Source organism: Agrobacterium larrymoorei, from assembly GCF_030819275.1.
In the GTDB taxonomy this organism is placed as follows: domain Bacteria; phylum Pseudomonadota; class Alphaproteobacteria; order Rhizobiales; family Rhizobiaceae; genus Agrobacterium; species Agrobacterium larrymoorei_B.
On the sequence record NZ_JAUTBL010000001.1, the window covers coordinates 1,464,574 to 1,488,725 of the forward strand.

20 protein-coding genes and 1 tRNA gene are annotated in these 24,152 nt (G+C 58.4%); 8 read left to right on the forward strand and 13 right to left on the reverse strand.

The genetic code is table 11. The features are described 5' to 3' along the window. Positions 1-8: 8 nt before the first annotated feature. From QE408_RS06725 to QE408_RS06735, 3 genes are all read right to left on the reverse strand, one after another. Complete coding sequence (locus QE408_RS06725) at positions 9-797, reverse strand: SDR family NAD(P)-dependent oxidoreductase (protein WP_306929583.1); 789 nt, start codon at positions 795-797, stop codon at positions 9-11. Positions 798-804: 7 nt separating this feature from the next. After that, positions 805-3,117: a bifunctional salicylyl-CoA 5-hydroxylase/oxidoreductase gene (locus QE408_RS06730; protein WP_306929584.1), complete on the reverse strand. Its 2,313-nt coding sequence runs from the start codon at positions 3,115-3,117 to the stop codon at positions 805-807. Between the two features lie 240 nt (positions 3,118-3,357). Further along, complete coding sequence (locus QE408_RS06735; protein WP_306929586.1) at positions 3,358-4,482, reverse strand: LLM class flavin-dependent oxidoreductase; 1,125 nt, start codon at positions 4,480-4,482, stop codon at positions 3,358-3,360. 228 nt (positions 4,483-4,710) lie between these two features. On the opposite strand from QE408_RS06735, the gene QE408_RS06740 reads away from it, so the two are divergent. Then, the gene (locus QE408_RS06740; protein ID WP_306929587.1) at positions 4,711-5,286 is read left to right on the forward strand and encodes a winged helix DNA-binding protein; all 576 of its coding nucleotides are present in this window, start codon (positions 4,711-4,713) and stop codon (positions 5,284-5,286) included. 41 nt (positions 5,287-5,327) lie between these two features. On the opposite strand, the gene QE408_RS06745 is transcribed toward QE408_RS06740, so the two are convergent. From QE408_RS06745 to QE408_RS06755, 3 genes are all read right to left on the reverse strand, one after another. Further along, positions 5,328-6,560: a styrene monooxygenase/indole monooxygenase family protein gene (locus QE408_RS06745; RefSeq protein WP_306929589.1), complete on the reverse strand. Its 1,233-nt coding sequence runs from the start codon at positions 6,558-6,560 to the stop codon at positions 5,328-5,330. Positions 6,561-6,623: 63 nt separating this feature from the next. Further along, positions 6,624-7,409: an SDR family oxidoreductase gene (locus QE408_RS06750; protein ID WP_306929591.1), complete on the reverse strand. Its 786-nt coding sequence runs from the start codon at positions 7,407-7,409 to the stop codon at positions 6,624-6,626. Between the two features lie 42 nt (positions 7,410-7,451). Continuing rightward, positions 7,452-7,961 carry a flavin reductase family protein gene (locus QE408_RS06755; RefSeq protein ID WP_306929592.1) on the reverse strand — a complete coding sequence of 170 codons (510 nt, stop codon included), beginning with the start codon at positions 7,959-7,961 and terminating at the stop codon, positions 7,452-7,454. A 165-nt stretch (positions 7,962-8,126) separates the two neighbouring features. Between QE408_RS06755 and QE408_RS06760 the strand changes: the two genes are divergently transcribed. From QE408_RS06760 to QE408_RS06785, 6 genes are all read left to right on the forward strand, one after another. After that, positions 8,127-9,119, forward strand: coding sequence for an AraC family transcriptional regulator (locus QE408_RS06760; protein WP_306929593.1), 993 nt, complete (start codon positions 8,127-8,129; stop codon positions 9,117-9,119). Positions 9,120-9,494: 375 nt separating this feature from the next. Further along, positions 9,495-11,648: an indolepyruvate ferredoxin oxidoreductase subunit alpha gene (locus QE408_RS06765; protein WP_306929595.1), complete on the forward strand. Its 2,154-nt coding sequence runs from the start codon at positions 9,495-9,497 to the stop codon at positions 11,646-11,648. 15 nt (positions 11,649-11,663) lie between these two features. After that, entirely contained in the window at positions 11,664-13,214 is a 1,551-nt protein-coding gene (locus tag QE408_RS06770) for an indolepyruvate oxidoreductase subunit beta family protein (RefSeq protein ID WP_306929596.1), read from the forward strand. Between the two features lie 128 nt (positions 13,215-13,342). Beyond that, on the forward strand, positions 13,343-14,656 hold the full coding sequence (locus QE408_RS06775; RefSeq protein WP_306929598.1) for an MFS transporter: 1,314 nt from the start codon (positions 13,343-13,345) through the stop codon (positions 14,654-14,656). 142 nt (positions 14,657-14,798) lie between these two features. After that, complete coding sequence (locus QE408_RS06780; RefSeq protein WP_306929600.1) at positions 14,799-16,370, forward strand: Re/Si-specific NAD(P)(+) transhydrogenase subunit alpha; 1,572 nt, start codon at positions 14,799-14,801, stop codon at positions 16,368-16,370. Between the two features lie 19 nt (positions 16,371-16,389). Further along, entirely contained in the window at positions 16,390-17,823 is a 1,434-nt protein-coding gene (locus QE408_RS06785) for an NAD(P)(+) transhydrogenase (Re/Si-specific) subunit beta (protein WP_306929601.1), read from the forward strand. A 67-nt stretch (positions 17,824-17,890) separates the two neighbouring features. On the opposite strand, the gene QE408_RS06790 is transcribed toward QE408_RS06785, so the two are convergent. The 4 genes from QE408_RS06790 to QE408_RS06805 form a co-directional block, all read right to left on the reverse strand. After that, entirely contained in the window at positions 17,891-18,379 is a 489-nt protein-coding gene (locus tag QE408_RS06790) for a cupin (RefSeq protein ID WP_306929604.1), read from the reverse strand. 110 nt (positions 18,380-18,489) lie between these two features. Beyond that, entirely contained in the window at positions 18,490-18,996 is a 507-nt protein-coding gene (locus QE408_RS06795) for a MarR family winged helix-turn-helix transcriptional regulator (protein WP_306929605.1), read from the reverse strand. A 17-nt stretch (positions 18,997-19,013) separates the two neighbouring features. After that, positions 19,014-20,603: a phytoene desaturase family protein gene (locus QE408_RS06800; protein ID WP_306929606.1), complete on the reverse strand. Its 1,590-nt coding sequence runs from the start codon at positions 20,601-20,603 to the stop codon at positions 19,014-19,016. A 98-nt stretch (positions 20,604-20,701) separates the two neighbouring features. Next, positions 20,702-21,487: a cyclase family protein gene (locus QE408_RS06805; protein WP_306929607.1), complete on the reverse strand. Its 786-nt coding sequence runs from the start codon at positions 21,485-21,487 to the stop codon at positions 20,702-20,704. A 529-nt stretch (positions 21,488-22,016) separates the two neighbouring features. On the opposite strand from QE408_RS06805, the gene QE408_RS06810 reads away from it, so the two are divergent. After that, positions 22,017-22,523, forward strand: coding sequence for a MarR family winged helix-turn-helix transcriptional regulator (locus QE408_RS06810; protein ID WP_306929608.1), 507 nt, complete (start codon positions 22,017-22,019; stop codon positions 22,521-22,523). Between the two features lie 541 nt (positions 22,524-23,064). Here QE408_RS06810 and QE408_RS06815 read toward each other — a convergent pair. The 3 genes from QE408_RS06815 to QE408_RS06825 all read right to left on the reverse strand — a co-directional run bounded on the left by QE408_RS06815 (position 23,065) and on the right by QE408_RS06825 (position 23,947). Then, a complete protein-coding gene (locus QE408_RS06815; RefSeq protein ID WP_306929610.1) occupies positions 23,065-23,193 on the reverse strand; it encodes a hypothetical protein in 129 nt (42 codons plus the stop codon). Between the two features lie 139 nt (positions 23,194-23,332). Continuing rightward, positions 23,333-23,408, reverse strand: a tRNA-Ala gene (locus QE408_RS06820). 152 nt (positions 23,409-23,560) lie between these two features. Then, a complete protein-coding gene (locus tag QE408_RS06825; protein ID WP_306930240.1) occupies positions 23,561-23,947 on the reverse strand; it encodes a TIGR02300 family protein in 387 nt (128 codons plus the stop codon). Positions 23,948-24,152 lie beyond the last annotated feature (205 nt).

A 24,152-nucleotide genomic window follows, 5' to 3' on the forward strand; every position in this document is an offset into this window, starting at 1 on the left:
AACTCCGTTTAGCCTGCCATGACCTCGCCGCCGGCAATCGCGATTGCCTGGCCGGTCACAGAACCCGCAGAAGGTGAGGCGAGCCACAGCGCGGCGTCCGCCACTTCCTGCGGCTGGATCAGCCGCCCTTGCGGATTGGACTTGGTGAATTCCGCCAGCGCCTCCTCGCGGCTGCGCCCGGTCTTCAGCATGATGGTGTCGAGCGACTGCTGGATGATCGGCGTGTCGGTAAAGCCGGGGCAGACGGCATTGACCGTTACGCCCTTTTTCGCCAGTTCCAGTGCCAAGGCTCTCGTCAGACCAACCACGCCGTGCTTGGCCGCGCAGTAGGCGGAAACATAGGCGTAGCCTGTCAGCCCCGCAGTCGATGCGATATTGATGATCCGTGCGCCATCTCCATAGGCTTTCAGGTCCGGCAGGACGGCTTGCGTCACGTTGAACACGCCCGTGAGATCGACCGAGAGAACATGGCTCCACATCTCGGACGATGTCTTTTCGAAGGGCGCGCTGGGTGCTTCACCGGCATTGTTGACGAGAATGGAGACAGCACCAAAGGTCTGACGTGCTCTCTCAAGTCCGTCCGCAATCGCTTCCGTCTTCGTCACATCGAAACCGTCGAGCACGAAAGCCTGGCGACCGATCTCTGACGCAACCGCTTCGAGCCGCTCGCGGCGGCGCCCGGCGAGCGTTAAATTGGCTCCCGCCTGCGCCAGCGTGCGGGCGATGGCAGCACCGATGCCGCTTCCGGCACCGGTGACGAGCGCGTGCCGTCCTTCAAGGGGGAGAGCATTCAGCATGGCGCTCTCACTTAGCCGCGTTGGCGCGTTCGAGGTTCGCCTCATACTGGAACTTGCCGGACATGTACTGTTTCGGCCAAGGCACGTTCTTTAGGCCGATCTTTGTCGCCTCGTGCAGAGCCCAGGCGGGATCGGCCAGATGCGGACGCGCCACGGCGCAGAGATCTGCGCGGCCTGCGGAGATGATCGAATTGGCGTGGTCCGCCTCCGAAATCGCGCCGACGGCGATCGTCGGGATGCCGATCTCGTTGCGGATCTTGTCGGAAAAGGGCGTCTGGAACAGTCGGCCATAGACCGGCTTTTCTTCCTTCCATACCTGACCCGATGAGCAGTCGATCAGGTCTGCGCCCGCATCCTTGAACATTTTGGCGAAAACGGCGGCATCTTCCGGCGTGTTGCCACCTTCCGTCCAGTCATGGCAGGAAAGGCGAACCGAGATCGGCTTGTCATCCGGCCAGGCTTCACGCACGGCGGCGAAAACTTCCAGCGGGTAGCGAGCGCGGTTCTCGTAGGATCCGCCGTACTCATCCTCGCGCCGGTTGGTCAGCGGCGACAGGAAGGACGAGATCAGGTAGCCGTGGGCCGCATGGAATTCCAGCCAGTCGGCACCGGCTTCCGCTGCGCGACGGGTGGCGGCCACGAAATCGGCCTTAACGCGGTCCATATCGGCGCGGTCCATGGCCTTCGGAACGGCGCTGTGTTTCAGGTATGGGATCGCCGAGGCGGAGAGAAGCGGCCACCCTCCTTCCTCCAGAGGCTGATCGATGCCGTCCCATGCCCGTTTGGTTGCGCCCTTGCGTCCTGCATGACCAAGCTGGATGCCGACCTTGGCGGCGCTGTTGGTGTGAACGAAATCGACAAAGCGCTTCCAGCCCTTCGTCTGCTCGTCGTCCCAAAGCCCAAGGCAACCGGGGGTAATGCGCGCATCCGGAGAGACGCAGGTCATTTCAGCGAAGACCAGACCGGCACCGCCGAGCGCACGGGCGCCAAGATGCACCATATGGAAATCATCGAGCAGACCATCCGTTGCCGAATACATGGCCATGGGAGAGACAACGATGCGGTTTGGCAGCGTCGTGCCGCGCGCCGTGTAAGGCGTGAACATCGGTGGCAGGCAGCGCTCATTCTCTTTGACGGCAAGGCCGGAGTGACGGGCGAACCAGTGCTCGTAACCCTCAAGCCATTCCTTGTCGCGCAGACGCAGGTTCTCGTGGCTGATGCGCTGTGATCGCGTCAGCATGGAATACATGAACTGTTCAGGCGGGAGCGTATCGGCATAGCGATCGCCGACGACTTCGAACCATTCCATCGCATTGCGTGCGGCATTCTGGATGCGCGCCACATCGACGCGGCGGATGTCTTCATAGGTCTTCAGAACATCGGCAATGCTCTCCTTGCCGTGGCCAGCCTTGTTGAACTGGTTGGCAAGCTCGATTGCATCGTCGATGGCAAGCTTCGTGCCGGAACCGATGGCAAAATGGGCAGTGTGAGCGGCGTCGCCCATCAGTACCACATGGGAGTTACCGTTGAAGTGGCTCCACTTGCCGCAGATCAAGCGGTTGAAATTCAACCAGGCCGAGCCGACCATATGCCGCGCATTGGTCATCAACTCCGCGCCTTCCAGCGTTTCGGCGAAGAGGTTCTGACAGAAATCGATTGATTCCTGCTGGGTCATCTGGCCGAGGCCATGGTCCTCGTAAGCCTTCTCGGTGGTTTCGACGATAAAGGTCGAGGTGTTCTCATCGAACTTGTAGATATGCGCTTGGAACCAGCCATGATCGGTCTTGCGGAAGTCGAAGGTGAAGGCGTCGAACAGCTTGTCGGTGCCGAGCCAGATATAGCGGTTCGGGCGCTTCACGAGATCCGGCTCGAAAATTTCCGGATAGCGATTGCGAACCTTGGAGTTGAAACCGTCTGAGGCGATGATCAGATCGGCATCGGGAAAGTCCTGGTCGCTACCTGCATCGGTCTCGAAAATAAGTTCGACGCCGAGTGCCTCGCAGCGGCTCTGGAGAATGTTGAGAAGCTTCTTGCGGCCAATACCGACAAAGCCGTGGCCGGTGGTGCGCTGGCGCGTGCCTTTGAAGAGCACTTCGATATCGTCCCAGTGGTTGAAAGCCTGCTGGATTTCGTCAGCGCTTTCCTTGTCCCATTTCTGCATGGACGCCATGGTCTGGTCGGAGAAGACGACGCCCCAGCCGAATGTATCATAGGGGCGGTTGCGCTCGACGACGCGGATATGATGCTCGGGATGCAGCTTCTTCATCAGCAGGCTGAAATAGAGCCCTGCCGGGCCTCCACCGATACAAACGATACGCATGTAACCCTCCGTGGCTTTGAGAGCACCTTCACGAGCTCTTATTTGAAGATTAAACTAATTTTGGATGTTGAGGCTGTCAAGTATGCAGATGCATATATCGAAATTTATTTTAGGCTTAAAATAAATGGCCGCAGGGGTGGTGCCTGCGACCGTTGGAAATTAGGGTTCGTGTGCCAAAAGCTTTCGCCGCAGGCGCTGACGCTTTGTTTTCAATGCAAGAGGTTGCTAGCCATGATATCTTCAACTCGCAAGAGCGGCCTGCTGTCGCGCGACAGGCACACGAATGCCCGCCTGCTCCAACAGCGGCAGGACGTTATCCCGGAAGTATGGGAATTCCTCGGCGTAATCGACGAAGGAAAGCGTTGTTCCGGCAAAGCCAGCCTTTTGCAGCGAGATCAGGCCGTCTGCCACCTGTTGCGGCGTTCCGACCAGCGGGAAGCCACCATGGCCAGCTGCCATCCGATCTCTGATGAGCGCCAGGAGATCGTGTGGGAAGGAATGAGCATGGGCAAATTGCAGCTTCACTAGATTATCCACGGCGTCCCAATCGGCATTGTCCTTGCCGAAATGCTGCAGATAGTCGGTCGCTTCCCTCTCTGTCGGACGGCAGACGACATGCGAGAAGGTCAGTACGCCGGTGCTGCGATCCGCTTCCGCGCCCTTCGCCTTCAACTCCGCTATCTCCGCGGCGGACCGGCTGAGATCGATTGCCGGGGTGAAGAGGAAGTCGGCATTGCGCATTGCAAAGTCACGGCCTTGGCCGGAGCCCGCCGCATTGAGGATCGGCACTTTACGGGAAGGGCGCGGATCGCCGAGAATATTCTTCAGGTGGAAGAACGTGCCATTGTAATCGAAGGCTTCCTCTTTCTCCCAGAGCGCCTTGACGACATCGAACCACTCGTCGGCATAAGCGTATCGGCTCTCATGATCGGCCGGAAGATTAAGTCCCAGCGCTTCATATTCCGGCTGGTTCCAGCCGGCGACGATGTTCAGACCGATGCGGCCATTGCTGATCTGATCGATCGTGGCGATCTGCTTTGCCACCACGGCGGGATGATTGGCGGCGGTATGAATGGTGGCGAAGACATTGATATTGCCTGTGCTGGCCAGCAACCCCGCAGCCCAGGTCATTGTTTCCAGCACGTTGCCGTGAAAATTCGTCTCGCCGCCATAACCGATCCAGCGTGCGATCGGCAGCATGAAGTCGATCCCGGCATCATCAAGAAGGCGGGCGAGTTTCAGATTGTTGTCCCAGCTGTTATTCCAGCGTTCCGGCACTTTGGTGACGGACATGCCGCCAGAACAATTGGATGCGAATGTGCCAAGCAAAAACTGCCCGGCGGCGAACATTGAGTTCTCCGTCATGGTTCGTTCCCCATTTTTCTAATAGAATTTACGATAGAAAGTCTATTTTAAACTTCAAGCTTGTCAATGGGCAATTGAGCCCTCACAAAGGTACTAAAGCACCGTGCGTCCTACTGGACGCACAAAGGACGCTTTACCTTTTTGAATCGACGCATCGTGCTTTCCGAAAATCGAGGCCAATTTTCGGGCCGATGCAGTAGCAAGAGCAAGAACAGGGCGACGAGATCGATGAGCAGGCAGAAGGGCGGCGACGAAAAGCAGGATCAGGACCCGGCACTGGACCGGCGTTGGCATCTGGCCCGCACGCCTGTCGAAGTCGATCTGGCGGAGGCCGAATTCGCGTTGATGCGCGCCTTTGAGGCTTTTGGTCGATGGCAGGCCGAGTGTCTGGGTTCTGTGGTCGATATTGCAGTGAGTGGTCCGGAAAACGCCATGCTGCATATCATCCGCATGAATGAGCGGCCTAAATCGATCAAGGATCTGGCACGATTGGCCAATCGCGAAGACATCCCGAACATGCAGTATAGCCTGCGCAAGCTGATCGCAGCCGGTCTGGTTCAGAAGACTGGCAGCGGGAGGTCGGGCGTCGTCTATAGCGTGACGGAGAAGGGCAAGCTCGTTACCGATCGCTACGCGGATGTGCGCGCCTCGCTCCTGGCGAAGGCGGTTCAATCGGTGCCGGAGCTACGCCATCGTCTTGAAGACGCCACCACCACGCTCGATCTGATGACCGGTATCTACGAGCATGCGGCGCTGAGTGCCGCGACCCACCGTCGCTTGCCAAAAGAACCTTTGGAAGAATGAGAGACCGCACGGATGCGCGGTCTCTCAAGTCGTGAAAAGCGTTAAGCCGCAAGCCTCGTCAGATAGGCATCGGCCTCTTCTGGCACGGCGAACCAGGGGAAGAAGTCGCGCGGATCGTTGAAGCCGTTGGCGATGCGCTTTGCCAGCGCGGGGAAGGCCTGAGCCGAGCCCATGATGTTGAGCACATGCGGCGGCGGAGGTGCGAGCAGCGCATTGGTCCAGCCGACGACATATTGCGCGTAGTTCCAATAGGCTTCGAAGGTCGCCTGTTTGAAGGCGTCGTCGAATGGCCTGTCGCCATGGGCCAAGATGGCGTCCATATAGTATTTGGCGGCTTTCGATGCGTTGTTGGAGCCTTGGCCGGTGATCGGGTCGTTGAGGCAGACGGCATCCGCCAGACCGAGAACCGTTGCACCCGATGGCAGCTTGCCGATCGGCTTTCGTACCGTAGGCGCGAAGGCTCCTGCCAGACGGCCATTGTCATCCGTCAGAGAGACATTGGCGCATCGCTCCGCTTCCCATGGCAGGAAGGTATCGAGAATCCACTTCGACTTTTCGAGGTGCGCGTCTGGAGAGTTTACATCCTTCCAGCAATCCATCGGGCCGCCGGGAATGCCTTCGAATACCATGATGTCGCACGGGCCGGTGGTCGTCAGTGCCGGGAAAGTAAAGTATTCGCCGACACCGGGAATGAGGTTAAAATTGACGGCCGAATGGCCGGGGCGCGGTGCCATGCCCTTCACATAGGTTAGCGCCAGCGCGCGCTGCGGCTTGTCATAGGGAGAGCGTTGTGGATCGCGCTCGAACATCTTGGCAATATCCCCCTTGCCGGCCGCGACGATCACCAGATCGCTTTCCTTCGCGTAGGTTTCGAGATCGTCGATCCCGGCATCATGAATGGTCAGTTGACCGCCGCGATGCTCGAATTCGGTCAGCCAACGGGGAATCTTGACGCGCTGGTCGACGCTCTGGGCCTTGCTGTCGAGCTCTCCATTCCACTCGATGGCCTTGCCACCATCCGGGGCGGGAACGACGAAATTGATCGAGTCGACGGTGGGGCAGCTGTCGCCCCAGAAGTTCAGACCGAGTTCGCGCTCGTTCTGCAAGGCTTGATCAAACATGCACTGGCTGGACAGTACCCGACCGGCGGCGATCTCTTCGGCCGTTCTGTTTTGCACGATATGGACCGCGTGCCCTGCATCCAGCAGGCCGCAGGCGAGTTGCAGGCCGGACTGGCCGCCGCCGACAATGGTGAAACTGCGCTTCTTCGTCATTTCCATTCTCCCTGTTTTCTCAAGTTCCGCTGTGATGTTCCCTTTTATTGATCTCAACGCGGCTCAATCCATGAGGCGCGGTATCGCCGCTTCGTTGCGTTCCGGTCCCATGGCGGTGTAGCCACCATCGACGCGAATATCGGTGCCGGTAATGAAGCTCGCATTGTCGGAGAGGAGGAAGGCTACCGCTTCCGCCACTTCTTCCGGGCTGCCGGTGCGTCCCAGCAGATGGAAATCCTTGGCGACATGATCGGCCTTTTCACGAGTGTTCTTTGTCAGCTCGACCATCACATTGCTCCAGGTCCAGCCGGGAGACACGGCGTTGACGCGAATACCGTCTGGGGCCAAGTCCATCGCCTGGTTGCGGGTCAATTGAAGGATCGCGGCCTTGGAGACCGGATAGACCCAACGCCCCGTTTGCGCGACGCGCGACGAGATGGAGCCGAAATTGACGATGGCGCCCTTGTTCTTGGCAAGGTGCTTGTGGGCGGCCTGCATCAGCGCAATCGAGCCGACGACGTTGATATCGAATGCCTTCAGCCAGTCGGCGCGGGTGGTCTCGACGCCGTTGTCCAGATAGGTGCAGGCGACATTGACGAGGAAGTCTAGGCGTCCGGTGGCTTCCACGGTCTTCTCGACAAGCGCGCCGATATCGGCATCGCTGGTAATGTCGGTGCGGATGAAGTGGACCTTCTCGCCTGCGCGCTCCGCCGCGGCTTGGCCTGCCCCTTCGTTGATGTCGGCAATCACCACTGATAGCCCATAGCCGGAAAGCACCTTGGCAATGCCTTCGCCAATCAGTGTTGCGCCGCCGGAAATGATCGCAGTTTTCCCTTGAAGTCCGCGCATGGTCGTCTCCTTGCAAGTGTCAGCAGAAAGGGTGTGTGAATGTCAGGCCGCGGCCTGCGGCGGAGCCGCTGCCGTCAAAAACGCGCCGTTGCCGTAGATCAGCGGATTGTCGTCTTCCGGTGCGCAATGCGTTTTGGCGACGGTGCCGATCAGGATCAGATGCGTGCCGAATTCCTTGACCTCGGCAATCTCGCATTCGAAGGACACGCAGGTCTGGGACAGAACCGGAGCGCCGGTCATGATCCCTTTAATCCACTCGCCCGCAGCAAAGCGTTCCTCACGCACGAGGCCCGCCCGTCCGGCAAAGACTTCCGCCACTGGCTGCTGATCGAGGGACAGAACGTTGACGGCGAAGACGCCGCTTGCTTCCACCACGGCGGCAACCGAACTCGAGCGATTGACGCAGGCCAGAAGCGAAGGGGGCTCGGTCGATAGCGAACAGACGGCAGTGGCGGTGAGCCCACAGCGGTTACCCTCTGCATCCATGGAGGTGATGATGGTGACACCACCGGTCAGCTTACGCATGCCGGCGCGGAATTCCTCGCTGCTCATGTTTTTGTTCCCTTTGCGAATGGATTTCGCATTCGTTTTATGTTTAAACTTTCGATGATGTTCCGGCGAAGAGGTCCAATCGGCAATCCAGATTGCGCAGGGATTTATCCAGTTTCGGCAACAGGCGGTCTGAAACTTCACTTTTGTCATTCCGGCGAGTGACTGATGATCGATATCGGCAAGCGGCAGCCAGAAACCCGTCCTGTGGTGGACACCCACGACGTGGACGAGGCGCGAGAAGCGATCGGGCGGATCTTCTGCCCGCATTTTCTGCTGGCCGAAGGAACGTGGAAGAGCGATTTTCACGCGGTTCACGATGTGGTCGAGGAACCGGGTCACTCTATCAATGTCGTGTCCTATGGATCAGCGGTCGAGATCGATCCTGGTGAACTTTCGCGCTTCTTTCTTTTGCAGCTTCCAGTCAGGGGCAGTGCCGTTGTTCGGTGCGGAGACAAGGAAACCCAGGTTGCAGAGGGGCGCACTGCAACACTCTTGTCGCCAACGCTCTTTACCCGCATGCGCTGGGCGGAGGGATGCGAAAAATTGATCGTGCTCTTGGAGCGCGATCTCGTCGAAAGCCACTTCGAGACTCTGGCGCATGAGCGATGCGCCCGCATCGAGTTCGAACCAGCTATCGATTTGACCGGCGGTGTCGGTCAGGGGATATTTCAGCACAGCATGCTGATGTCGGGTGCCGCAAAGAACCTCGGCCATTTTCCCGAGGCCTATCGGATTATGCTCCGGGACGGGCTTGTCAATCTGCTGTTGAGCGGGTTGCGCCACAACGGCAGTGGCCTTCTTCAACGGTCGAACCAAGGCGCTGGGCCTGTGCCGGTTCAACGGGCCGAAGACTATATCAGGACGAATGCCGAGCGCTCGATCACAGCAGCCGATATTGCGGAGGCAGCCGGCGTTCCTCTGCGCACCCTTCAGGACAGCTATCGCAAAGCCAAAGGGCAGACATTGATGGAGGCGGTGCAGGATGCCCGGCTTGAGCTTCTGCGGCAAAGCCTGTTGAGGCCATCCGCCGATATCAGTGTTGCCGATGCCGTCTTTGCCTCCGGTCTCGGCCATCTCGGACGTGCCGCCATTGCCTATCGGGAACGATATGGCGAAACGCCTTCGCAAACGTTGCGACGGAGCAGGGGCTGGTCCTGACGTGGTCCGTCACGCGGATCCCTGTGGTCGATCAAAGATCTCTTCATGACGAAGCACATTGTAACGGCAGCGGAGCAAGTCTCATCCGCGCTGCCAGATCGAGTCAAAATACTTCAAGCCTAAATAAACTAAGGCGCTCTGATGAGTGGCCTTAGGCTATGGGGTTGGAAAGTTGCGTCTTGTCGATTTTTTGCGCAATAAATGTGCATCTGCATAAAGAGTTTCGTCCGTTCTCATGCAAAAATACGCAGTTTGCGCGCCAAATAACGAGGTTTGGTAGTTATTTTAGGTTTAAATCTTTCTCTGTTGACATCTGCCAAAAAGTGGAAATATGATTTTGCATATAAAGGCGCAATAGTCATAAGGGGAACCACCATGGCCGAACGGTCATTTGCGCGTGAGGTCGAAGATCTCAAGCTCGGTGAAGGCGAAATCTTCAGCGGCGAGGGGATTCTCGCCATTACCAAAGCGCTGCTGCAATCCGGCGTTTCCTATGTCGGCGGCTATCAGGGATCGCCAATCTCCCATCTCATGGATGTTCTGGCAGACGCCAAGGATGTGATGGAGGAACTGGGCGTTCACTTCGAATCCTCCGCTTCTGAGGCGGCCGCCGCCGCCATGCTCTCCGCATCCGTCATGTATCCTGTCCGTGGCGCCGTGACATGGAAGTCGACAGCCGGAACCAATGTCGCCTCGGACGCGCTGTCAAACCTCTCATCTGGTGGCGTGACAGGTGGCGCTCTCGTCATCATTGGTGAGGATTACGGCGAAGGCTCCTCGATCATGCAGGAGCGCAGCCATGCCTTTGCGATGAAATCGCAGATGTGGCTTTTGACACCGCGTCCAAATTTGACCTCGATCGTCGATGCGGTCGAAAAAGGCTTCGAGCTTTCCGAAGCCTCCAGCACGCCGGTCATGCTGCAGGTTGGCATCCGTAGCTGTCATGTTCACGGCCAGTTCGTTGCCAAGGACAACAAGCGCCCGGCCTACACGCTGAAACAGGCACTCGAAAATCCGGTGCGCGATCTTAATCGCATCGTTCTGCCGCCTGCGTCCTTCCAGCATGAAAAAGACAAGCTGGAGCGTCGTTGGCCAGCGGCAGTCGAGTTTGTGAAGACCAACAGGTTGAACGAATTCTTCGGTCCCTCCAAAGGCGAGGTTGGTCTCATCCTCCAGGGTGGCCTTTACAACAGCACCATGCGGGCGCTTCAGCATCTGGGTCTTGCCGATGTCTATGGCAACAGCCGCATTCCGCTCTACGTCATGAATGTTTCCTACCCGTTGATCGACGACGAAATCATCGCGTTTGCCGCCGGCAAGAAGGCGGTGCTGATGGTGGAAGAGGGCGCGCCGGAATATATCGAGCAGGCGCTCCACACATTGATGCGCCGCCGCGACATCCAGACGAAAGTGTCCGGCAAGGATCTGCTGCCCATGGGTGGCGAGTATACGACGCCGGTGCTGATCAAGGGTCTGAGCGGTTTTCTGGAGGTCAATGCGCCGCAGCTTCTCGGCAACCGACGGCCGGTTCCAGATCCTTCCGCCGTGTTGAGCGACCCGAAGGTGAAGGCGCTGGCCGAAGTCGTACCCGCGCGTCCGGCTGGTTTCTGCACCGGCTGTCCCGAGCGGCCTATCTTCGCTGCGATGAAACTGGTCGAAAAGGAACTGGGCCCCCATCACGTGTCTGCCGATATCGGCTGTCATCTCTTTTCCATCCTGCCGCCCTTCAACATTGGTGGCACCACGATGGGCTACGGCCTTGGTCCGGCCTCTGCCTCCGCCTTCAATGTGGAGGCCGACAAGCGTTCGATTGCGGTCATGGGCGATGGCGGCTTCTGGCACAATGGTCTTGCAACTTCCGTCGGTAACGCCGTCTTCAACAAGCAGGATGGCGTGACGATCATCGTCGATAATTACTATGCCTCCGCCACTGGCGGGCAGGATGTCCTGTCGTCACGCGCCGACAATCCCAACCGCAAGACCAATAATTCGATCGTCAAGGCGGTGAAGGGCATCGGCGCGACCTGGGTCAAGCAGATCGACCGCACATATGACGTGGCGAAGATGCGCGACACATTGAAAGAAGCGCTGACGACCGACGAGAAGGGTCCAAAGATCATTGTCGCTTCCTCGGAATGCATGCTGAACAAGCAGCGCCGCGTGAAGCCGCAATTCGCCAAGGCGGTCAAGGACGGCAAGCGTATGGTGAAGGAACGCTTCGGCGTGGATGAGGATGTCTGCACCGGCGATCACGCCTGCATCCGCCTGTCCGGTTGTCCGTCGCTTTCGGTCAAGCACACGGACGATCCGCTGAAGGACGATCCGGTCGCGGCGATCGATAACTCCTGCGTCGGTTGCGGCAATTGCGGTGAAGTCTCGGAAGCCGCCGTTCTCTGCCCGTCCTTCTATCGGGCCGACGTGATCCACAATCCGACGAAGACCGACAGGTTTCTCTATCGCTTGCGCTCCGCGGTCATTCAATGGCTGCAAAAGCGCAGGAACGCGTCGCGCGTTCTGTTTCCGGCCTAAGGAGGAGAGATGATCATGGATAGCTTGCAATCACAGTTTTCGTCCGTCCTTTCTGCTGACAAGCCCCTTTCGATTGCCATCCTTGCCATGGGTGGCCAGGGCGGCGGCGTTCTGGCGGACTGGATCATATCGCTAGCCGAAGGCCAGGGCTGGGTTGCCCAGACGACGTCTGTCCCCGGTGTCGCCCAGCGCACGGGCGCAACCATCTATTATCTCGAACTGCTGAAAGCACGCGAGGGTGAAAAGCCGATCCTCTCACTGATGCCGACACCCGGCGATGTCGATATCGTCATCGCCGCGGAATTGATGGAGGCCGGCCGCTCGGTCATTCGCGGCCTCGTCACGCCGGACAAGACGCTGCTGATCGCTTCCACTCATCGCTCTTATGCGGTTGGTGAAAAGGAAAAGCCGGGCGATGGCATCGGCAATCCAACCGTCGTGGTCGATGCGACCGATTTCGCCGCCAAGAAGACGATTGCTTTCGACATGGATACGCTCGCGGTCAAGAATGGAAGCGTGGTGTCCTCTGCACTTTTCGGTGCGCTGGCGGCCTCTAAAGCGCTGCCCTTCTCCAAGGATGTCTTTGAAGCAACGATCAAATCGGGCGGCAAGGGGATCGAGGCCAGCCTTCGCGCCTTCAACGCCGCTTACGAGCGGGCAACCAAGGGCGAGAATGACAAGCTTTCCGCCACGCCCGCCAAGAAGCTGGAAGAGCTACCCGCTTCCGTTGGGCATCCCGCACTGGATAAACTCATTGGCCGCATTCGCACGGAGTTTCCGAGAAATGCGCATTCCATGCTCTATGCCGGTGTGAAGAAGCTGACGGAGTTTCAGGATCCGGCCTACGCGGATGAGTATCTGAGCCTCGTTGCCTCGCTCCACAAGGCCGATGCTGCGAATGGCGGGGCGGGAAAGGACTATGCCTTCACGCTTCAGTCCGCAAAATATCTGGCTGTCGCCATGTCCTATGACGATGTCATTCGCGTCGCGGACCTGAAAACGCGCTCGGCCCGCTTCGAACGTGTACGCAAGGAAGTCGGCGTCAAGGGCGATCAATTGCTCTATACGACGGAATACATGCATCCGCGCATGGAGGAAGTCTGCGGTACGCTTCCACGCGGGCTCGGTCAGTGGATCGAGAACAGTCCAAAGCTGTTCGCCTTTCTGAACCGCCGGATCGATAAGGGCAGGCGGGTGAAAACCGGTACCCTTTTCTGGTTTCTCGGACTTTACGTTACATCCGCCCTGCGGCGCTTCCGCCGGGGCAGTCTGCGCCACCATATCGAAGTTGCCCATCGCGATGCCTGGGTAAGGAAAGCTGAAGAGGTCTTGGCCGCCAATTACGATCTCGCTGTGGAGGTCCTTGGTAACCGCCGTCTGGTGAAGGGTTACTCGGATACGCATTCGCGTGGCCTGTCCAAATTCGATCGCGTGATGTCGGCGCTGCCCCTGTTGCGAGATCGTGAGGATGGCGCTGCCTGGATGCGCCGTTTGCGTCAGGCGGCACTTCTGGATGAGCAGGGGATCGCGCTGGATGGTGCATTGAAGACCGTGGCGACGCTCTAAATGTCGGCTGCGAGATCACAACGATAAGAACGGCGGCGCCCTGAACGGGGAGGACCGTCCTCATCTCACCATTTCACTTCGTGTCGAATGTGCGGGGCTCAGTCTCGCACACAAGGGGGAACTTTGTCATGACGCAGTCAATCGAATTACCGTCTCATGCTGTAGCAAAACCTGCTGAAATCTCATCGCACAAAAGCCTCTTGGTGGTGGCGCTCTGCTGGTTCGCTATCTTCGCCGAAGGCTATGATGTCGGCGTTCTTGGCGCTATTCTGCCAGCCCTGGCGACGGACCCCGCCTGGAAACTGACGCCGCTCGAACTGGGCGCGATGGGAAGCTATACCGTGATCGGTATGCTGATTGGCGGCATCGTCATTGGAACGTTCAGCGAAATTTATGGCCGAAAGCCGCTCTTCATGGGTTGCCTCAGCCTGTTTGCCGCCTGCATGATCCTGACCTCTCTGGCGCCGACCCCGTTCTGGTTTGCGGTCAGCCGCTTCGTCGCCGGCCTTGGCCTTGGCGGCATCATTCCCGTCGCAGCGGCGCTTACCGTGGAGTACTCGCCGAAAAGCCGCAAAAGCTTCAATTACGGCCTGATGTATTCCGGCTACTCGCTCGGCATCCTCGCGGCAGCGCTTTTCAGCCGGGGCTTTCTGGCAGAGTATGGATGGCGGTTGATCGTGCTTTTTGGTGCCGCACCACTTCTCGTCGTGCCGGTTTTCTATTTCCTGCTGCCGGAATCGATTGAAAGCCTTGTCCTGCGCGGCAAGCAAAAGGAAGCGGCTGAAACGGCCAAGCGCATGGGTGTTGCCGTTCCGAAGACCGTCCAGAAAAATGCAAAAGGTCCGGGCTGGTCGGCTGTTTTGAAAACCATCTTCGCCCGCGACAAGGCGTTCGAGACAATATGCTTCTGGGTCGGTCTGTTTCTCGGTCTTCTTCTCGTTTACGGTCTTGCGCAGTGGCTGCCGCAGATCATGCGCAAGAATGGCTACGATCTGGGCGACAGCCTGCTGTTCCTCGCGGTCTTCAGCCTGTCCTCGGCCATTGGTGGTATCGTGCTCGGCACATGGGCCGACAGGTTCGGGATCAAGCGCACGGTTGCGCTCTCCTATCTGGTTGGCGCCATCGGCATCGCCGCACTCACCTTCAAGAGTTCCATTCTTCTGAACTATGTCTTCGTCGCCATCGCCGGTTTCGGCACGGTCTCAGCTTCGCTCATTCTCACCGGGTTTCTGGCGCAACGGCTTGATCCTACAATCCGTTCGGCGGGTACGGGTTTTGCGCTCAGTTTCTCCCGTATCGGCGCGCTGACAGGCCCGCTGCTCGGCGGCTTGATAGCCAGTACGAATCTTGCGCCGGAGTGGAACTTTTACATATTTGCGGCTGTAGCGGCCTTGGCGGCACTCGCGACTGTGTTAATACCGTCATCGACGAGAGCGTCGTAAGTCCGTTGGGGCATACGAAGGGTGTTTTGTATTTAGACCCTACGCGTCGTGCTGTCCGAAAATCGACTCGGATTTTCGGACCGATGCCGTGGTCGATATGAAGCGACGTTATTGCAGTGTTTCGAGTTTAAGGGAGGGACTTTTGAGACTAGGTGCACCGAAGGAAATCTATGAGAGCGAAGCGCGCGTTGCGATGACGCCGGAGAGCGCTCAGGCCTTGCAGAAATTGGGCTATGAATGCCTCATCGAAACCGGGGCTGGCAAATCTGCCGGTTTCTCCGACGAAGCCTATCGGGCAGCGGGCGTAACAGTGGTGGAGAGCGCGGATGCGCTTTACAGCGGTTCCGATATCATCGCCAAAGTCCGTCCACCGGAAGCCTCCGAGATCGATCGGCTTTCGCCAGACAAGACGCTGATTTCCTTCTTCTACCCGGCGCAGAACCAGGCTCTTCTGCAGCAGGCAAAGGACAAGGGTGCCGCCGTCATCGCCATGGATATGGTGCCGCGCATTTCCCGCGCCCAGAAGATGGATGCTTTGTCTTCCATGGCAAACATTGCCGGCTACCGTGCCGTGATCGAGGCGGGTAATAATTTCGGCCGCTTCTTTACAGGCCAGGTGACCGCTGCCGGTAAGGTGCCGCCTGCCAAGGTTCTGATCATCGGTGCGGGCGTTGCCGGTCTTGCGGCCATTGGCACTGCCACATCGCTTGGCGCGATCACCTATGCCTTCGATGTGCGCCCGGAAGTGGCAGAGCAGATCGAATCCATGGGCGCCGAATTCGTCTATCTCGATTTTGCCGAACAGCAGGACGGCGCTGCGACCGGCGGCTATGCCGCTCCGTCGTCGCCGGAATTCCGTGAAAAGCAACTGGAGAAATTCCGCGAGCTTGCGCCGCAGATCGACATCGTCATCACCACGGCGCTGATCCCGGGTCGCGATGCACCGAAGCTGTGGCTCGCCGATATGGTCGCGGCGATGAAGCCGGGCTCCGTCATCGTCGATCTTGCCGCGGAACGCGGCGGCAATTGCGATCTGACCGTTCCGGATCAGCGCATCGTTTCGGACAATGGCGTGATCGTCATCGGCTATACGGATTTCCCGAGCCGCATGGCGGCCCAGGCCTCCACGCTCTATGCCACCAACATCCGCCACATGATGGCCGATCTGACGCCGGGCAAGGATGGGCAGGTCGTGCACAATATGGAAGACGATGTCATTCGTGGTGCGACGGTTGCCTACAAGGGCGTGATTACCTATCCGCCACCGCCACCCAAGATCCAGGCTATTGCGGCGCAAAAGCCGAAGGAGAAAGCCAAGGAACTGACGCCTGCGGAAAGGCGAGCGCAGGAAATCAAGCTGTTCAAGACGCAGACCAAAAATCAGGTCGCTCTTCTGGCTGTGGGCACGGCACTGCTTCTTCTCGTCGGCACTTACGCGCCTGCGAGCTTCATGAGCCACTTCATCGTTTTCGTTCTGGCTTGCTTCATCGGCTTCCAGGTTATCTGGAATGTCAGCCACTCTCTCCACACGCCACTGATGGCCGTGACAAATGCCGTATCGGGCATCGTCATCCTGGGAGCGCTGCTGCAGATCGGTTCAAGCAACTGGCTCGTCGTCATTCTGGCGGCACTCTCGGTCCTGATCGCGACGATCAACATCGTGGGTGGCTTCCTCGTGACACGGCGCATGCTTGCCATGTTCCAGAAGTCTTGAGTCGGGGGAGGGGATAATCATGACACTTGGTATTGTTTCGGCGGCCTATGTTGCCGCAGCGGTTCTTTTCATCCTGTCGCTCGGTGGTCTCTCCGGTCAGGAAAGCGCCAAGCGCGCCGTTTGGTACGGCATCACAGGCATGGCACTCGCCATCGTCGCTACGGTTTTCGGGCCGGATGTCGGTCATTGGTTCATCGTGCTGGTGATGCTGGCAGGCGGGGCGGTTCTCGGCCATTTCGTGGCAAGCCGCGTGCAGATGACGGAAATGCCGCAGCTCGTGGCAGCCCTGCATTCCTTCGTCGGCCTCGCAGCCGTCTTCATCGGCTTCAACGCCCATATCGAAGAAGCGCATGTCGCTTCTCTCGATGAGGCGGCGCGCTCGGCGCTGACCGGGTTCGCCGCACTTCTGGTGCACAAGACGCCGGTGGAACTGGCAATCATGAAGGTCGAGGTATTTTTCGGCGTCTTCATCGGTGCCGTGACCTTTACCGGCTCGGTCGTCGCCTTCGGCAAGCTGGCCGGCAAGGTTGATGGCAAGGCAAAGAAGCTTCCGGGCGGCCACCTGCTGAATGCCGGGGCCGCAGCACTCTCGATCCTTTTGCTCATCCTGTATTGCAATGGTGCAGGCGCATGGACGCTGGTGCTGATGACGCTGCTGGCCTTCTTCATCGGCTATCACCTGATCATGGGCATTGGCGGCGCCGATATGCCGGTGGTGGTCTCGATGCTCAACAGCTATTCCGGCTGGGCGGCCGCGGCGATTGGTTTTACGCTGGGCAATGATCTGTTGATCGTCACCGGCGCGCTGGTTGGCTCGTCGGGTGCGATCCTCTCCTACATCATGTGCAAGGCGATGAACCGCTCCTTCATTTCTGTCATCCTCGGCGGCTTTGGCGGCACGGCCGGCCCGGCAATGGAAATCAGCGGCGAACAGGTGGCGATCGATGCCGAAGGCGTTGCTGCAGCTCTCAACGAAGCCGACAGCGTCGTCATCGTGCCGGGCTATGGCATGGCGGTGGCGCAGGCCCAGGCCGCGGTCTCGGAACTGACGCGAAAGCTGCGCGCAGCCGGCAAGACCGTGCGTTTCGCCATCCATCCGGTGGCAGGCCGTCTGCCCGGCCATATGAACGTGCTTCTGGCAGAAGCCAAGGTGCCTTACGATATCGTCCTGGAAATGGACGAGATCAACGATGATTTCCCCAGCACCGATGTCGTCATCGTCATCGGCTCCAACGACATCGTCAACCCTGCGGCACAGGAGGACCCGAACTCCCCGATCGCCGGCATGCCAGTGCTGGAAGTGTGGAAGGCAAAGCAGGTCTTCGTCTCCAAGCGCGGCCAGGGCACAGGCTATTCCGGCATCGAGAACCCGCTGTTCTTCAAGGAGAATACCCGGATGTTTTACGGTGACGCGAAGCAGAGCGTCAGCGCACTGGTGCCGCTGCTTTCATAATGTAAAAAGCGGTGAGGCCTCGTCATTTCAAGACAGAGGCCTCACCACCGGTGCCCGTTGTTGTCGCCTAACGCCAGAGTTCGACCAAGCCGCCGGATGTTTTCAGGACCGGATCGGTTTCGGGAATAGGAAGAGATTTGATCAGCGCCAGCATCTCATTGCTCGGCGCATCGCGCTGAATGTCTGCCTTCTGCCCGGCAGGATAAGCGCCAACCACCTGAAAATCGCCTGAGCTTTCCACCCGCTTATGGCCCGTTCCCGCAGGCAGAAGCAGGCAGTCGCCCTGGCTCACATCCAGTATCTTTCCCTCCGGTCCGCCGATCTGCAGCTTTGCCTGGCCCCGTCCCACACCCAGCACTTCATGTGCACCGCTATGATAGTGATGATAGGCGAAGACCCCGTTTCGCCAGATACCGGTCCAGCCATTGTCGTCAAACATCTCCTCAAAAGCCGATGAGTCCATATCGGCCCGGATCTGGCTATAGAGGAGAACGGGCAAGGTTGGATGATTGGGAACCCAGTCGCTTGCTGCCAGGGTAAAGTGGTCTATCTTCATCTGCTCATCCTCAACCAAGTTAGCGGTGTCGATTAAACACCGATAGCGGCTTAGGGTTCAGTGCAGACAACCAGGGAAAGAGGTCTCTACCCGATCCTGTGAAGGAAACTTCAGATATCGTGACGACGGATATTGCGCAGGATCTTGTGCAGGGTCGTCACGAAGGCGCGATATTCCTCGTCGTCGATGTCTTTGAACATCCGGCACATGTCGTTGTACATGATCGGCCAGACATCCTCGAACACGGCGCGGCCTTCATCGGTGATCGTCACGTCGCGCACCCGCATGTCGTCGGCACGCGGAACACGGCGCACGAGACCTTGTTCCTCAAGTGAATCCAGCGTGCGGCTCATGGTGGATTGCTCGGTGACGGCAAAGACCGAGAGTTCGTTGATGGTGAGCGACGAGGAGACGTTGAGCACGGCCAGCGCGCGCATCTTCACGGTGGTGACGTCGCGCGCCTTCAGATCTTCGGCGAGGTTCGCATTCCACCGCGCCATGATGCGGTTCATGATATAGGGCGCAAAATTGTTGAGCCCGATCTCGCCGAGGCTGGGAATGCGTTTGGTCTGGTCGTCGGGATTTCCGAGGAACTCGACGGAAAAGCCGTTATCCATGAGCTTTGATCCCTTTATCAACGCAAAGACGAGGCGAGCAGGAAACCGGAGCCACCTGCAAGACCCGGGCCTGGATGCGTGGACGCTCCGATATGATAGAGCCCCGCAACATGGGTCTTGTGGTTAACCGAGCTTTTGAACGGACGCCAGAGAAAGAATTGGTCGAGACCGCAGAAACCGCCATAAGGATCGCCACCAACGAGGTTCATGTTCATCGCTTCCAGGTCTGATGGGGCATACGCCCGACGCTTCAGCACGATCTCGTCGAAATTCTCGATCTGCGCGCGCAGCATCGCCTCGATGCGGTCGGCAAAGGCCTCTCGCAGCGGCTCCGTCCAGCGTCCGTCAGCGGGGCAGGCCAATTCACTCGCCGCATCGCCCTTGATGTGACGCGGCGTATCCGGCACTTGCAGCCATAAAATGGCGGCGCCATCCGGCGCGCGGCTGGGATCGAGCGATGTCGGCTGACCGACGCAGACCGTCGGCTCTGCAGGCAGAAGCCCACGTTCGGCCTCGTTGGCGGAGCAGGACACGCCGTCGAGACCGGGTGTGAGATGCAACAGCGCCACCTTGCTCAGTTCTTCCCCGGCGCGCCAGCGGGGCGCTGCCTGCAGCGCATAATGGATCTGCATATTGCCTTTGCCATATCGATAGCTGGCAAGTCCTTCCTGCACCGGCTGCGGCAGGCTGGTAGACGACGCGCTGAGCAGGCGCTCGTAAAGCTGGTGTGGTGTGACCGATGCAATGACGCCCTGGGCTGCCCGCAATTGTTTCCCATCGGCAAGCGTGACGCCGGCTGCCTTGCCTGAGGAATTGACATCGATCCGGTTCACATCGGCGTTGCGCATGATGCTGCCACCCTGATCTGTGATCAGCCGCTCGAAGGCTATGAGCAGATTATCCGCCCCACCTTTGACGATGGGGCAACCGGCCGCCTCAATGGCAAAGCCGATGACGCGGGTCATCTCGGCAGAATAGGCGCTTTCCGGCCCGAGGCCGCAATGCAGCGCCCAGGGGGCGAACAGCCCGCGCAGTTCTTCCGAGCGATAGGTGGTCTCCAAGTAGCCGCGTGCGGGCGCCAAGGCCTCGCCGAAAAACGCGGTCAGCCCCTTCAGGCCACGTTTCCACACCTCGCGACCGAGCAGCTTGGCAGTTGCCGTGGACCAGAGATTGCCGCCGAGCAGGCCGAAGACGAAACCGGCATTGCCGCCGAAGCGTGCCATCTCCCGGTCGAATGCCTTGCCGTCTCCCTCGGCGATCGCGTCAAAATGGGTGATGTTGCGGGCGCGATCCATGGAGAGGATGGCATGGGTGCCATCTGGTCGCAGCACACCGGTCGGCGTTGCCGTATGGCAGAATTCCAACCCTCTCGCCTCCAGATCCTTGCCGAGAGCGGCAAAGGCCGGTGAGGTGAGGAACAGAACCATGGTCGTCGCCATGACATCGTGACTGAAGCCTGGAAGAGTGATCTCTTCGGTCCGAAGGCAGCCGCCGATGCGATCGTTTCTCTCGAGCAGCAAGACGCGTTTGCCTTTCTTACCGAGGAGAGCCGCAGCCACCAACGCATTGATGCCGCTTCCGACGATGATGTAATCAGGATCAGCCATGGGAAACTCCGGGAGAAGCGAAGCGCATCTTCATGATGGGGCGATACGGAGGCGTGAGCCACGTCTCCGACCGCCAGATAAAGCCGTGACAGGCTGGTTTAGACGACGAGCGCCAGCGCCCGTACCGGTGAACCGGTTCCCTTGACCAGCTTCAGCGGTGCCGCAATCAGGATCGCGCCTTTGGGTGGCAGCTGATCGAGATGGCAGAGGCTGGCAAGACCGTATTTGTTGGCCTTGTGCATCAGATTATGAGCAGGGAAGGGCGGGTTCATGCCGCCAGCGGAGCCTGCATCCGTGCCGATGGTTTCCTGACCCCAGCCGATGATGCCTTTGGAGAGTAGATATTCGATAGCTTCGGCGGTTGGGCCTGGGGAATGCGGGCCGTTCTCATCGGCGTTCAGGAAGGTTTCCGTCGAGCCGTTGCGCTTGTACCAGTCGGTTCGCAGCAGCACCCAGGTGCCGGGCTCGATTGCGCCATGCTGGGCTTCCCATTCCTGAATGCTTTCGACAGTCAGCAGATAATCCGGGTTTTCAGCCGCTTCCTTTGAGCGGTCGATGACGTTGACCGGCGCGACGAAGTTCTGCGGCGGAATGGTGTCGGTCGTGTTTTCGGCATTGTCCTTGCCGGTAATCCAGTGGCACGGCGCATCGAAATGGGTGCCGGTATGTTCGCCAAGCTCCAGCCAGTTCCAGGCCCAGAACGGACCGTCCTGATCATAGGCGGAAATGGTGTGGACTTTGACGTTGGGCGTGTTCTTGCCAAACTGTGGCGGCAGGTAAAGAACCGGCGTGTCCGGCCCAAGCGGCGCGGTCAGGTCCACCACCTTCACCTTGCCGGAAAGCAACCCGCTGGCAAGCCCTGCAATCGTCGAAGCGTCGGTCATTCAAGTTCCCCTTATTTTGAACCGTCTGTTCCTGCTTCGTCAGCGCTGCTGGAAGAAGCAGATGCGATAATGGGAAAAACCTATGACCAAAAATATGGATATGCAAGAATTTTGTTTAAGCTTAAATTGTTTTTCGGATAGAGCTCGAATGGCTGTGCTTCGCACTCAGATCAAGCGCTATGAAGGACATAGCAGTGGTTGCGGATCGCACGAGATGAAGTCTCGCAGCTCTCGAGATATTTTCAAATCTGTGTATGCATATTTCAGCGGCAGTGACGATCAAGGATCGAGGCCAACTTGAGAACCCTCAAGCCGGGGCAAACGCCCGCCTGCCGCGCCGGAAACATTGCTTGAAGCTTTGAGAATGTTGACCCTGCGCGGCGAATGGTGTTTGAGACTACTAATAAGAGCATGGCGCGTGAAAATCAGGCAAGGGTTTTGCCGTTTTGACATGCGTTAAAACAAGAAACTTGAAGGGCGTGATCCGAACTTCAGAGATCACGGCACATTTCAAGACAAGGGATGGGTTATGTCGGCTATCGATCTAGAAGCGATCATCAGCGGTACACAAGATGGCAAGAAGCAGGAGTTGCGCCTGTGGCTGCGTCTGCTGTCCACGACCAAACTCATCTCCCAGGAAATCCGCCGCCGCCTGCGCCGCGAATTCGGCGCCACGCTGCCGCAGTTCGATCTCCTTTCGCAGCTCTACCGCGAAACCGACGGCCTGCGGCTTGGCGAACTCTCCAAGCGAACCATGGTCACCAACGGCAATATCACCGGCCTGGTCGAGCGCCTGGAAGCCGATGGCCTCGTCATCCGCGAACGCCTCCCCGACGACCGCCGCGTCATCGTCGCCTATCTCACCGACAAGGGCCGCACCACCTTCGACGCCATGGCAAAGGCCCATGACGGCTGGCTGAAAGACATGATGGCTGATGTCGATCCCATCGTGATTTCGGGTCTGATCACGCATGTGGGACAGGTGAAGCAGTCAACGCGTAATCATCTTTCGGGGGATGATGGGGACGAGGAGTAAGGTTCGGCACCTGTAAGATATCGTGACAGCGTCCATATCCTGAACGCCAGACATGGTCCACGCGACTTACGGACTAATCCAGGCACACCACTTGTTTTTCATGACTCGCTTACGGCCGTTCCCCTGCGGCCTTTTTGCGGGGCGGCCTTGCCCTCTACAGCCTGAAGGGCTTCGTCGGCGGCCTACGCGCCTCCTCTCGCGCTATACGGAGTCTTTCGTCCAACTCAGATTGCGCAGCAGGCGTGCTTTCTGAATATGTTCCCTGCGCTCGCTTCCCGTTTGGAAGCAAGCTTACCGTGTCGAGCAAGTTAATCACGAAGACTATCGCTGCGCAGAGGAGAACTATGCAGACGAATCCCAGCCGTCCTCTCATTCTGCCTTTAAGCATGGTCTCCCGCCTTCAAGCCCGATAGAGTTTAAAGCGTCTTGGGTCCGGCAGCGAAGCGGTGGTTTCCATTCGATGTCAGCTTTAGATGCTCCAGCCGGCTAGCGGGTCTCGAAAGTCCTTTGAAACCCGCGCCGTATATGGAGAAGCAGAGAATTACTGCGGCTTCTTCTGCTTGCTGGCCTCTACGGCCTTTGCGCCCAAAGTAGGAGCAGCAGGCGGTGGTGCCTTGTCCTTCTTCGGTTTGCGGATTTCCTTGTTGCTTCTCACTTGACCCTTAGCCATGGGAATCTCCTCTTCAGAAGAGGAAGTAGTCGCTGTTTGCGGGGGAATAGCAAGAGAAATCGCAACGGTCCTCTGAGTGAAATGCAGACCGAGCCGAAACCGTTGATTCTGGTGAGATTTTATCAAGTGCTGGAAAATTTGGTGGAGCTAAGCGGGATCGAACCGCTGACCTCTTGCATGCCATGCAAGCGCTCTCCCAGCTGAGCTATAGCCCCATAAGGGTTCCGGTATGTTTGATCCGGTTCCGGGAACCGAAGCGGTTGTTTCCGTTCGGTGGCGGCTTGATACTTCTCATGAATGAAGATGGCAAGCCGAAAAATTCGCCCGGCGACATTTTTTTGTGGCCGGGCGAAAAAACTTTGAAAAATCAGGACTCTTCGTCGTCACCACCGACGCCGATGATGCCGGTCATGTCGTCGTCATCGTCATCTTCGTCGGCTTCGAGGAAGGTGTCGTCGTCATCGTCCAGTTCGACATCGTCATCGCCGATATCATCAGGAACTTCGTCGTTGGTGTTGTCGCCATCGGCGTCTTCCAGCGAAACGAGTTCGACGTCCGTGCTTTCGGTATCGACTTCCTGCACGTCCTCTTCTTCGGCCTGTTCCATCTTGGCCTGCGCCGTCGTTTCCTCGAAGAAGGAAAGCGGCCAGGACTTGCCGGTATAAGGGGAGACCACGGGATCGCGGTTCAGGTCGTAGAATTTCTTGCCGGTATCCGGGTCGGTGCGCTTGGTTCCAAGTTCCGCTTTTGCCACTGTCAAAGCCTCGAATTTTTGAATGAGTTCGGTCTTAACGCCGTGAATTCGGCAGTAGACGGTAAATTTATAGCCGGTCCCCTTAATCCCTGCGGTCTTGCCTGTCAAAGATAAACTGCATGGGATTGCGGGGGTGGAAGTTTTCCGCCGCTCGCGGGGTGAATACCCGCATTCTTTATGATAAAGCCCGCAGCCGAGGCAAACG